The sequence below is a fragment of the Thalassospira sp. MBR-102 genome (assembly GCF_040549275.1).
GTDB classification, from domain to species: domain Bacteria; phylum Pseudomonadota; class Alphaproteobacteria; order Rhodospirillales; family Thalassospiraceae; genus Thalassospira; species Thalassospira xiamenensis.
This window is the reverse complement of sequence record NZ_JBEPTC010000010.1, coordinates 182,994-196,423: the sequence shown is the minus strand read 5'-3', so window position 1 is coordinate 196,423 and position 13,430 is coordinate 182,994. Positions and strand designations below refer to the sequence as shown.

Sequence of the window (13,430 nt, the reverse complement as noted above, 5' to 3'; positions counted from 1 at the left end):
GCAACATCGTCACCATCAGCCGACTGCGCCGTCACCGTCAAATCAAACGAACCACTGAAGTCATTCGCAGGCGTGATCGTCAGACCGTTCAGGTCGGCAGCAGATAATGTCCAACTGCCATCGCCGTTGTTGGTTCCGGCGGACAAGGTTGCACCTTCCGGAACACCGGAGATGGTCACCGTCAGCACTTCGCTGGAATCCGTCAGGCCTGCATCAATGTCGAGTGCAATCGCAGAATCTTCCGAACCACTGGCATCAGAAACGTCCAATGTCGGCGTATCTGCCACACCGGCAACATCAACAGTGATCGTGCCGCTGCTCGTCGCAACATCGTCACCATCAGCCGACTGCGCCGTCACCGTCAAATCAAACGAACCACTGAAGTCATTCGCAGGCGTGATCGTCAGACCGTTCAGGTCAGCCGCCGACAAGGTCCAGGTCCCGTCACCGTTGTCCGTGCCAGCCGACAAGGCAGCACCTTCTGGCACGCCACTGATCGTAACGGTTAGAACTTCACCGCTGTCCGTCAGGCCTGCGTCAATGTCGAGCGTAATCGCCGAATCTTCTGAACCACTGGTGTCAGAGACATCCAACGTCGGCGTATCGGCGACACCGGCAACATCAACCGTAATCGTATCCGTCGCTGTCGCAATGTCGCTGCCATCCGCAGATTGAACGGTGACTGTCAGGTCAAACGATCCGCTAAAATCATCCGCTGGTGTGATCGTCAGACCGTTCAGGTCAGCCGCCGACAGCGTCCAGCTGCCATCACCATTATTGGTTCCGGCAGACAACGTCGCACCTTCTGGCACGCCACTAATCGTAACGGTGAGAACTTCGGAGCTGTCCGTCAGGCCTGCGTCAATATCGAGCGTAATGGCCGAATCTTCTGAACCACTGGCGTCGGAGACATCCAGCGTCGGAGCATCGGCAACACCGGCAACATCAACCGTAATGCTGCCTGTTGTGGTCGCAATGTCGCTGCCATCCGCAGATTGCGCGGTGACCGCCAGATCAAACGATCCACTGAAGTCATCCGCTGGTGTGATCGTCAGGCCGTTCAGGTCGGCCGCCGACAAGGTCCAGCTGCCATCGCCGTTATCCGTACCTGCCGACAAGGCGGCACCTTCCGGAACGCCACTGATCGTGACGGTCAGGAGTTCAGATGCATCTGTCAGGCCGGCATCGATATCGAGCGCAATGGCACTGTCTTCGGTGCCGGATACATTTGATACATCCAGTGCTGGCTTGTCCGCGACACCGGCGACAGCAACCGTAATGGTATCGCTGATCGATGCCGTGTCGTTGCCGTCCTGCGATGTTACCGTGACGGTCAGATCAAAGCTGCCGCTGTAATCACCGCTCGGGGTGATGCTCAGACCTTCAAGATCACTCGCGCTCAATGTCCAGCTGCCATCACCGTTATTGGTCCCAGCCGACAGGCTGGCCCCATCGGGAACACCGCTGATGGTGATGGTCATCGTTTCGCTGGTATCTGTCAGCCCCGCATCGACATCCAGATCAATCGCGCTGTCTTCGCTGCCCGATGCATCCGAGACGGTCAAAGTCGGTGTATCTGCAACTGCACTGACATCAACAGTGATGACCTGGCTGGTCGATGCACTGTCATCGCCAGCACTTGAAGTTGCCGTAACGGTAAGATCGAATGTACCGCTGTAATCATCGGCCGGTGTAATCGTCAAACCTTCAAGATCTGCGGCCTCCAGCGTCCAACTACCGTCTCCGTTATCGGTTCCGGCAGACAGGGTGGCACCTTCGGGCACACCAGAAATGGTGATGCTCAGGATTTCGGTTGCGTCGCCAAGCGACGCATCAATATCAAGGGCAATCGCGCCGCCATCCTCGGCACCCGTGGCATCAGCGACATCCAGTGCCGGAGCCTCTGCCGCCGGGTTATAGGACGCACCATCGACATAAATTTCGAGATTCTCGATATTGCGGACCTCGACCCCGAGTGCGTCAAGCATCAGGCTGCCGCCCTCACCGCTTTCGACATGGGCTTTGAGGTCCTGCAATGCTTCAAGAACACCCTCGCCTGAAAGCTGATCCGAATTCAGATAAAGCTTCAATGTATCGGTGTTTGAACCGCCATCGACAATGCCGGTTCCCTCTGCGCTCAGATCGACGGTGTAATTGATCTCGTCATTTCCGGCCTCGCCATAAAGCCTGTCATCGCCCGACCCTGTCAGCGTGTCGTTGGAACTACCGCCATAAAGCGTATCCGTGCCGTCTCCACCGTCCAGGGTATCCTTGCCGCCGCCGCCAATAACGGTGTCGTTACCTGCACCGCCATTCACGATGTCATCAGAATTTCCGGCATTGATGTAATCACTGCCGTCGCCGCCCGAAATCGTGTCACGACCGTTGCCACCGTAGATCGTGTCGTCTCCGGCACCGCCAGTTACAATGTCATCCGAGCCACCGGCATTGATATAATCCTCACCCTCGCCGCCGCTGATCGTGTCACGTCCGCTGCCGCCATGGACGGTATCATTACCCTGACCGGCATCAATGATGTCATGGCCGCTGCCGCCATAGACGATATCATTACCCTCGCCTGCATCAATAATGTCATCGCCGCTGCCGCCATAGTTGGTATCATTACCTGCACCGGAATTGATAATATCGTTGCCGCTCAGGCCTTCGACATAATCATTACCCTCAGCGGTCGTGATTTCATCAGAACCGGCCGTACCAATCACGCTCTCATTCGGATCGTCAATCACTTCGACCTGCAGCACCTGTGAGATGCTTGCACTGTCCTCATCATCAACCGATGTGGCCGTAATGGTCAGCTCAAAGTTGCCCCAATAGTTTTCCGATGGTGTGATCGTAAGAGCTTCAAGCTGTGCAGGGGTCAACGTCCAGGTGCCATCTCCGTTATCGGCGCCCGCAGACAGGGTTGCCCCATCCGGAACACCGGAGATGGTCACTGTCAGTACTTCTGAGCTGTCCGTCAGGCCTGCGTCAATATCAAGTGCAATCGCACTGTCTTCGTCGCCAGAGGCGTCGGACACTTCCAGCGTCGGTGCATCCGCAACACCAGCGACATCAACAGTGATGCTGCCGGTCGTGGTTGCAACATCTGAACCATCGGCAGAGGACGCCGTCACATCAAGATCAAACGAACCACTGAAGTCATCCGCAGGCGTGATCGTCAGACCGTCAAGCTGATCCGAACCCAGCGTCCAGGTCCCGTCGCCATTATCGGTCCCTGCCGACAGGATCGCGCCATTCGGAACGCCCCTAATGGTGACAGTGAGAGTCTCCGAGCTGTCAGCAAGAGCGGCGTCGATGTCGAGGGCGATACCATTGTCCTCGTTGCCAGACGCGTCACTGACATCAAGCGTCGGCGCGTCGGCCACACCGGCCACGTCCACCATAACGGTATCTGTAACCGATGCGATATCGGTGCCATCCTGCGTACTTGCAGTAATTTCAAGGTCAAAACTACCGCTGAAATCAGACGGCGGTGTAACGCTGATACCTTCCAGTTCATCACTTGTCAGTGTCCATGTACCGTCACCGTTGTCAGTACCTACCGACAGCGTCGCACCTTCTGGGACCCCGCTAATCGTAATTGTCAGCGTTTCAGTGGAATCAGCCAAACCAGCGTCAATATTCAAAGCAATGGCACTGTCTTCGTTGCCGCTGGCATCAGAAACGTCCAATGTCGGAGCATCGGCAACACCGGCAACATCAACCGTAATCGAACCCGTCGTGGTCGCAACGTCTGAACCATCGGCAGAGGTCGCCGTCACACCCAGATCAAACGAACCGCTGAAGTCATCCGCCGGGGTGATCGTCAAACCATCAAGCTGATCAGAGCCCAGCGTCCAGGTGCCATCACCATTGTCGGTGCCCGCAGACAGGGTTGCACCATTCGGAACACCAGAGATCGTGACCGTCAGAGTTTCGCTGGAATCCGTCAGACCGGCATCAATGTCGAGGGCAATAACATTGTCCTCGTTGCCAGACGCATCACTTACTTCGAGTGTCGGAGCATCCGCGACACCGGTCACCTCAACGGTAATTGTGCTGTTGCCGCTGCGCGTCAGAAGACGCACCGGATCGGATGTTGATGCAACAGAATCGCCATCTGTGGATCGTGCGACCACCTTAAGATCAAACGCGCCACTGAAGTTTTCCGGTGGTGTGATCGTCAGCCCTGCAAGCTCATCGGCATCCAACGTCCATGTGCCATCACCATTGTCGATCCCGGCAGACAGTTCCGAACCATCGGGCACACCGCTTACGGTGACGCTCAACACCTCGCTGGAATCTGTCAGCGCGGCATCAATATCGAGCGCAATCGCTGTATCCTCAAGACCCTGCGCATCCGACACATCAAGCGTCGGTCGGTCTGCGACGCCTTCGACATCAACCGTGATTGAGCCGCTTGTCGTGGCAATATCCGACCCGTCCACAGACTGGGCCGTTACATCAAGCTCAAACGCGCCACTATAGTTATATGGCGGCCTGACTCTGAGGCCATCAAGTTGATCCGGGCTCAGCGTCCAGCTGCCGTCACCATTGTTCGTACCGGCAGAGAGCCTTGCGCCATCCGGAAAACCGGAGATGGTGACAGAGAGAACTTCACTGGCGTCTGTCAGGACAGCGTCAAGATCAAGCGCAATTGGCCGGTCTTCGTAACCCGAAGCATCCGATACTTCCAGCGTCGGTGCATCGGCGACACCGGCAACATCAACCGTGATTGAACCGGTCGTGGTTGCTACATCAGAACCATCTGCCGACGTTGCGGTCACACCAAGCTCGAAGCTGCCGGAGAAATCATCTGCTGGCGTGATCGTCAGGCCTGCAAGCTGATCGGAACCAAGAGTCCAGGTGCCGTCACCGTTATCGGTGCCCGCGGACAAAGTTGCCCCTTCCGGGACACCAGAGATGGTCACCGTCAGCACTTCGCTGGAATCCGTCAGACCCGCGTCAATATCAAGCGAAATGGCAGAATCTTCTGAACCACTGGTGTCAGAGACATCCAGCGTCGGCGTATCGGCGACACCGGCAACATCAACCGTAATCGTATCCGTCGCTGTCGCAATGTCGCTGCCATCCGCAGATTGAGCGGTGACTGTCAGATCAAACGACCCGCTGAAGTCATCCGCTGGCGTGATCGTCAGGCCTGCAAGCTGATCGGGACTTAGAGTCCAGCTGCCATCACCGTTATCGGTACCGGCAGATAAGGTCGCACCTTCTGGCACACCACTGATCGTAACGGTTAGAACTTCACCGCTGTCCGTCAGGCCTGCATCAATGTCGAGTGCAATCGCAGAATCTTCCGAACCACTGGCATCAGAAACGTCCAATGTCGGCGTATCTGCCACACCGGCAACATCAACAGTGATCGTGCCGCTGCTCGTCGCAACATCGTCACCATCAGCCGACTGCGCCGTCACCGTCAAATCAAACGATCCGCTGAAATCATCCGCTGGTGTGATCGTCAGACCGTTCAGGTCAGCCGCCGACAAGGTCCAAGTCCCGTCACCGTTGTCCGTGCCAGCCGACAAGGCGGCACCTTCTGGCACGCCACTGATCGTAACGGTTAGAACTTCGGAGCTGTCCGTCAGGCCTGCGTCAATGTCGAGCGTAATCGCCGAATCTTCTGAACCACTGGCATAAGAAACTTCCAATGTCGGCGTATCTGCCACACCGGCAACATCAACAGTGATCGTGCCGCTGCTCGTCGCAACATCGTCACCATCAGCCGACTGCGCCGTCACCGTCAGATCAAACGATCCGCTAAAATCATCTGCTGGTGTAATCGTCAGACCGTTCAGGTCGGCAGCAGATAGCGTCCAGCTGCCATCACCGTTATCGGTGCCCGCGGACAAAGTTGCCCCTTCCGGGACACCAGAGATGGTCACCGTCAGCACTTCGCTGGAATCCGTCAGACCCGCGTCAATATCGAGCGCAATAGCCGAATCTTCCAAACCACTGGCGACGGAGATCTCCAGCGTCGGCGTATCGGCGACACCGGCAACATCAACCGTAATCGTATCCGTCGCTGTCGCAATGTCGCTGCCATCCGCAGATTGCGCGGTGACTGTCAGATCAAACGACCCGCTGAAATCATCCGCTGGCGTGATCGTCAGGCCTGCAAGCTGATCGGGACTCAGAGTCCAAGTGCCATCACCATTATCAGTACCCGCAGACAAGGTCGCACCTTCTGGCACGCCACTAATCGTAACGGTGAGAACTTCGGAGCTGTCCGTCAGGCCTGCATCAATGTCGAGTGCAATCGCAGAATCTTCCGAACCACTGGCGTTAGAGACATCCAGCGTCGGAGCATCGGCAACACCGGCAACATCAACCGTAATCCGGCCCGTTGTGGTCGCAACATCGTTGCCATCCGCAGACTGCGCGGTGACGGTCAGATCAAACGATCCGCTGAAATCATCCGCTGGCGTGATCGTCAGGCCTGCAAGCTGATCGGGACTTAGAGTCCAACTGCCATCACCATTATCAGCACCCGCAGACAAGGTCGCACCTTCTGGCACGCCACTGATCGTAACGGTTAGAACTTCGCTGCTGTCCGTCAGACCCGCGTCAATGTCGAGTGCAATCGCATTGTCTTCGGACCCGTTCGCATCCGACACATCCAATGTCGGCGCGTCTGCGAGCCCCGCAACATCAACCTTAATCTCTTCGACAACGACTGCGCTATCGGTGCCGTCAGTTGTCGAGACAGATACGGTCACGTCGAAGCTGCCGCTGAAATTTTCGCCCGGTGTGATTGTCAAGCCGTCGAGATCGGCGACGTCGAGGGTCCAGGTGCCGTCACCATTGTCGGTTCCGGCGGACAGGGTTGCGCCATCGGGCACGCCTGAGATGGTGATCGAGATGCCCTCGTTCGCATCAAGCAGCTCGGTATCAATCGAGAGTGCAATCGCACTGTCTTCGGCACCGGCGGCATCGCGGACATCAAGCGTTGCACCATCGGCAACGGCTTCGACATCGACCGTGAAGCTTGTGCTTGTCGATGATGTGCTGCCATTGGCCTCGGTGCTGGTCGCGGTCACCGAAAGATCGAAGCTGCCGTTGTAGTTCTCAGCGGGCGTGATCGTCAGGCCCGCAAGCTGGCCTGGTGTCAGTGACCATGTGCCATCGCCGTTATCCGTGCCGGCCGATAAAACCGCCCCATCCGGCACGCCGGAAATCGTGATTGAGAGGGTTTCGTTCCCGCCATCAAGGTCACGAAGAGCGGCAGAGACATCAAGCGAGATCGCACTGTCTTCGTCACCGCTAACATCCGTGGCAGAAAGGCTTGGTGCGTCGGCGACTTTTGGCACCTCGTTCCGGGTGTCGAGTTCCAGAACCTCGTCCAGTTCGGCGGAAGCCGTCGCACTGACATCAGCCGCCGCAACAGCAGCCTCTGATGCCGGTGCGGACCGGGGCGCAAAATCAGTTTCAATATTTTGACCGGAGCGGCCACCACCGCCTTCGCGGGCGCCAGGCACAATGGTCGTATCGGGTGTTGAAACCGGTTGCGGGTTATCAGCACCACCTGCATCGTTTGACCGCAGGGAAACCGGGTCGTTTCCTGAGCTGCCACCAGCAGTTTCAGCGCCCTCGCCAACCGTATCGATATTGTTTTCAAGCTCGACCCGCTCGGCCTCGGCCTTTATCTGCTTTTCCGTGGCGTCGGCCTGGGTTGTTTCCTCGGCCCGTTGATCGCCCGCGTTGCGCTGGCGGAACTGGCGTTGGTCTTCGCCCTGCGGATTATTGACCTGATTGCCATAATGAACACTGCCCAACTGTTCGTTGGGAATGCCACCATCACCATTCTGATCACCATGCAGTTCGACATGCTCGTCCGGGTCATCGCCACTGCGATCATCACGCATAAGATCATCACCGCCGGTACCGGTATCTGCCCGGTTTCCGCCCAGTTCGTTGCGAGTGTCTTCTGCGTCGCGAGGATCGTCCGCCATCTAGCCCATTCTCCGAGAAATGCGGGACGGGAATCCCTGATCCGCATTTCTATACAAAAGTATAGAATTCTCTGTTTTACCAGAGAAACGTGCGGCCAGGCAGTAGAAATGAAATGAACATTTCCAGCGGGACCATTATGAAAACTCAGCGTTCGCTAAATGCCTGATCAAGCGAGACATAAACCGGCTTGAGCAGATATTGCAGCAATGTCCTTTCACCCGTCTGGATGTCGGCCTGAACCGTCATGCCAGGGATAATCGGCTGAGCGCGGGCACCCTCACCGACCCGGTCGGAATCAAGTGCCACCCGTCCTTTATAATACGGTCGTCCATCTTCATCAACAAAAGTAGAGGCCGATATCGATACCAATTCACCACTGATACTACCATATCGTATATAGTCAAATGCGCTGACTTTAACAGTCACCGGCTGTCCAAGATGGACATGACCGATATCCTCGGTCGAAATCCGGGTTTCCGCGACCAGTGCATCATCGGTCGGAACCAGCTCCATGACCACCTGTGCAGGGGCAATCACCCCGCCGATCGTGGTAAATTGCAGCCCTTTGATATAGCCCTTGGACGGGGCGCGGATTTCAAGTCGCGCGACGCGGTCCTTAAGCTTGCGCAGCGCTTCATCGGCCTGGGCAATTTCACCGCCAAGCCGCCCCAGTTCACTTAGCGCTTCCTCGCGCTGGCTGTTTCGAAGTTCGTTCTGGCGCAGATTGGCTTCGGCGATGGTTTCGCGCGCACGCGCCATTTCCGCAATGACACTTGAAAGATTGCCCTGCGCTTCGTTCAATTCACGCTGGATATTGAGGAACAGGACCTTGGAGTTCAGCCCCTGTTCATACAGCGAGCGGCGCATCGTCACTTCTTGGTTAAGCAGCTCGACAGAGCGGCGCAAAGTCCCTTCCTGCTGCTGGAGCTGGGCCAGTTCGGCGTTGCGTTCCTTGATCTGAACGTCAAGGATTTCGCGCTGGCTGCTATCAAGGTCGGTTTTGATCCGATAGATTTCCTGCTGGTTTTTTGCCAGTTCCGGATACTGGTCCATCAGTTGGGTGAAGTCGGGATCGCGCGATTCGGCAAGTGCGCGATAACGTTCGGCTTCAAGACGCAGGCTGGCCTGTCTGGTTTCGGCCTGCGACAGTTCGGCCTGCGATGCTTCGGGTTTCAACCGCATCAGAACCTGGTCTTTTTCGACCAAGTCACCATCCCGCACCATGATTTCGGAAATGATGCCACCTTCAAGATGCTGGATCTTGTTAACCGCCCCGGTCGGCATGACCTGCCCGAAGGTGGTTGCCGTTTCCTTGATCTGGGTGGTTGCCGCCCACGCGATCAGCGCGATAAAGCCAACCGAAAGCATCACCATTGCCGAACGGACAAAGACCGAAATCCCGCCTTCTTCGAGCAAGACGGCATGTGACAGATAGCGTGCCATACGGCGCGACTGGCGGAACCGTTCAATTGCGGTGTTCTGAACTGCTTCGCTCATAGGAAACCTCCGTCAAGCACCTGCTGCTTGATGCGTGCTGGCGGCGCATCGGCGCGCACCTGACCTGCTTCAAGAACAATGATGCGGTCGGCCAGATCAAGATGGCTTGGCCGATGGGTAATCAGGAAAATCGTCGATCCGCCGCGCAGACGGTTGATCGCATGCTGGAATGCCCGATCCGCTTTTTGATCCAGACCATTGGTCGGCTCGTCAAACAGGATGATCGGTGCTTCGCGGACAAAGGCACGCGCAAGTGCCAGGCGTTGCAGGAAGCTTGTCGAAAAGCGCGAGGAATGCTGATCGCCGATCCGTGTTTCAAAACCGTCGGGCAGGGCTTCGATTTCCGAAAGAATACCCGCCGACATACAGGCCATCCGCAATTCATCGGGTGATGCGATCGGATTGGCAAGGCGCAGGTTTTGCGCAATTGATCCACGGAAAAATTCAACATCCTGCGGCACATAGGAAATGGACTGACGCAAGGTTTGCGGATCCATCTGGCGGATGTCCGCGCCGTCGATCAGAACAGCACCGGCCTGTGGCTGATACATCCCGGCGATCAATTTGATCAGCGATGACTTGCCCGCCCCGTTCGATCCGACAACCGCAACCACCTGTCCGGCCTTGATATCGAAATTCACCCCGACCAGAGCCGGATCGGAGTCCGGCGTATATCGGAAGCTGACACGCGAGAAGGTGACATTGCCCTCGAAACGGCGTTGGCCAACCGTGCGCGGCACCAGATCACGTTCCGGTGCCAGCGTCATCAGACGGTTTATCTGCCGGACAGACCCGCGAAGCTGTGCCAGCCGCGGCATACCGACAAACGCCTGATTGATCGGGCCAAGTACACGCCATGCCAGCATCATCGATGCCACAAGTGCGCCGACGGTCATTGAACCCGCCATGACCTGAACCGCGCCAAAGGCAAGGATAAGCGCCCCGGATGAGACCATCAGAATCTGTGCCGATGTGTTGATCAGATTATTGATCATTGCCACCCGGAACCCGGCATAAGCCGTATCGGCCGAAATATCGCGGAAACGCGACAGCCAGCGATGTTCTGTGCCTGTATATTTCAACGCCTGCATCTTGCCGACCGTCTCGACCAGAAATTCCTGCCGGTTCGCCCCATTGCGGCCAAGTTCCGAAACCCGTCGTGACACCACCGGAAAAGACACCAGCCCGATCAGGACAAAAACAACGATCAGCCCAATCGGAATAAGCGCAAGCCACCCCCCGAGAATCGCCAGAACAATCAGGAAGATCGGCAGGAAGGGCATTTCCAGAATGACAAGCGCCATTGGTCCGCTAAAGAATTCGCGGACGCTTTCAAAATCGCGAATCCGCGAAATCTGAACCCCGACCGGGGCACGTTCGGTAAAGGCGGGTGGCAGGGACAGGAGCCGTTCGAAAATGGCACTGCTGACAAGTGTATCAAGGCGCGCCCCAAAATGGCTGACCATCTGGCTGCGCAGATTGCGCAGGACCCAGTCAAGGATCAGGACAATCCCCATGCCGATCCCGAACTGGATCAACATGGGGATCGACCGCGTTCCAATGACCCGGTCATAGATCCCCATTACGAAAATCGGGCTGGCCAGCGCCATCAGGTTCAGCATCAGGGTAATCAGCAAAAGCTGTCCACCAAGGGCGGAAAACCGGTCGGTTATTCCGCCAAACCAGCCGCGTTTGTCCTCTTCAAAAAACCGTTCGTGACGCCCGGCCTGGGTAAACTGGAACAACCGCCCCGGAAGATTGCCGGGCTTGATCACCATTTCGCGGCTGGTGCCGCCATCAAACACCCGGATGCCAGCATTTTCCGGCTTGATCACCACAAGTGCGGTGCCGTTATCGGGCACGAACAGACAGGGCATCAACCGATCATCAATCCGATCAAATGTGGTATCGATTTCGCGCGACCGGTAATTCAGGTTCGCCAGTACATTGCGAAAATCGGTCAGATCAAGGGCCTCGTCCATATGCGGCAATGCTTCTGCGACCTGACGGGGCAGCCCACGCCAGCCAAGCGCCTGCAACAAAGGCCACAGGCAGGCATCAAAATCCGACTGGGCGTCATTGCTGGCAAGGCCCATGCGGTAATTCAGCGCGAAGTCCATGTTTTCGATATTCATGACCGGCCTCCTGCGCGTGCGACTTCTTCTGCCTCGATCACCGGCTGGGTGCCGCTGCGCCGCAGGACCGGCACCAGACGTTTTTCCATCAGGCGATATTGTCTGTCGGCAAGGGCGATCAGTGACGGTCGGTGCGATACCATCACCAGCGTACAATGTTTGCGAAGTTCAATCAGAAGACCGGCAAGAATGTTGTCACCCGCGATATCAAGCGAACTGTTGGCTTCGTCAAACAGCACGATGCGCGGATAGTCGATCAGGGCACGCGCAATCGCGATACGCTGCTTTACGCCGCGCGGCAGGGTTTCGGATGCCTGCCCGCCCACTTCGGTATCGTAACCGTCGGGCATGCGCATGACGATTTCATCAAGCCCCAGACGCCGCGAGATTTCCACGACACGATCCGTGCCGATTTCCTTGCGGAAGGATGTGATGTTTTCAAGGATCGTTCCCTTGAACATCACACCATGTTGCGGCAGATAGGCAATCTGGCGGCGGATCGATTCCGATGCATATTTACCGGGATCACGACCATCGAGCCGCACCGAACCGCGATCAGGGCGTAACGCCCCCATCAGAAGCCACAGCAAGGTGGTTTTACCGGTGCCATTTTCACCGGTGATTGCAACAGATTCACCGGGCTGTATCGCAAGCGTCAGATTTTCAAAAACTGTGTCCCCGCCCGCGTGCGAAAAACTGACATCGTCAAGCTCGATACGCCCTTCAAGCGGCGGCATTTCAGCAGCATCGTCGGCATCTTCGGGCGGCAGACGGAAAAGTTCGCGGCACCGATCACGCGCAACCCGAATGCTTTGAAACTGGGTCCAAAGACCCATGGCACGTTGCAGCGGCTGGATTGATCGCCCGGCCAGCATCGTGCAGGCGGCAAGCCCGCCCACTGTCAGATCGGCATTGATAACCAGAAGACTGCCGACACCAGCAACAAGGATCATCGTGATCATCGAAAAGCTGGCACTTGAATTGATCGCGGCATGGGCGCAACGCGCGGCGACAAGGTCATCCTCGGAACACTGGATTTGCAGTTGATCATGGCGACGGATCATCAGGTTTTCCATCGCCATCGCCTTGATGGTGTGAATGCCGGTCAGGGTTTCGATAATGAAATTATAGCGCCGCTCGTCGGCCTGACTGCGTTCATCAAGCGCGCGACGCAACCGCCGCCCCAGGATCATCGCGGTCAGCATGAAGGCAAACAGAATGCCCAGCGGTACCAGCACAAGCTTGCCACCGATAATGGCGATCAAACCAAGGAACAGGATAATGAACGGCAGATCGATCACCGCCCCGATTGCCTGCCCGGCATAAAAGTCACGCAGGACATTCAGACTGTTCAGCCGCTGAAGATGCAGGCCAGGTGCGGTTTTTTCGTAATCGGAAAGACTGGTCGCCAACAAATGACCGACAGCAGCCTGCGAACTTTTATGTTCGAACTTTGCCGCCGACAGCGACGATATGTAGGCCCGACCAAGGCGCAAAGCCGCTTCAAGCACCAACGCGCCAAAAACCCCGAGTATAAGCAAGGTCAAAGTCGGGATGGCATTATGGGGCAGCACACGGTCATAGACCTGCAACAGGGTCACCGGCAGTGCCAGCGACAGCAGGTTGATCACAAATGCTGCGAGCAATATGGCAAAACGGCCTGCCCCCAGATGTGACAAAGTGCCGATATGCAGGCCAGGCTTGCGTTTCATAACGCAGTCATTCTCCAAGTCGAAGCGAAACCATACTAAAGTAGGTGTATTATACCTTGATATAGGATCAATAGCCCATGACTATGCTGGAGGCAAGAAAATCCTGAAGGTTCTA

3 protein-coding genes and 1 pseudogene are annotated in these 13,430 nt (G+C 56.6%); all 4 read right to left on the bottom strand.

What is annotated here, in order from left to right; genetic code table 11:
- Window positions 1–7,970: pseudogene (locus ABIE64_RS16810) on the bottom strand (Ig-like domain-containing protein); the annotation flags it as partial.
- Window positions 7,971–8,115: 145 nt separating this feature from the next.
- Window positions 8,116–9,468 carry an HlyD family type I secretion periplasmic adaptor subunit gene (locus ABIE64_RS16805; RefSeq protein WP_071239573.1) on the bottom strand — a complete coding sequence of 451 codons (1,353 nt, stop codon included), beginning with the start codon at window positions 9,466–9,468 and terminating at the stop codon, window positions 8,116–8,118.
- Window positions 9,465–11,603 (bottom strand): peptidase domain-containing ABC transporter, encoded by a 2,139-nt coding sequence (locus tag ABIE64_RS16800; RefSeq protein WP_037988114.1) that lies wholly within the window; start codon window positions 11,601–11,603, stop codon window positions 9,465–9,467. The genes ABIE64_RS16805 and ABIE64_RS16800 overlap by 4 nt, the downstream gene beginning before the upstream one ends.
- Window positions 11,600–13,315 carry a peptidase domain-containing ABC transporter gene (locus tag ABIE64_RS16795; RefSeq protein ID WP_354378024.1) on the bottom strand — a complete coding sequence of 572 codons (1,716 nt, stop codon included), beginning with the start codon at window positions 13,313–13,315 and terminating at the stop codon, window positions 11,600–11,602. The genes ABIE64_RS16800 and ABIE64_RS16795 overlap by 4 nt, the downstream gene beginning before the upstream one ends.
- Between the last annotated feature and the right edge of the window lie 115 nt (window positions 13,316–13,430).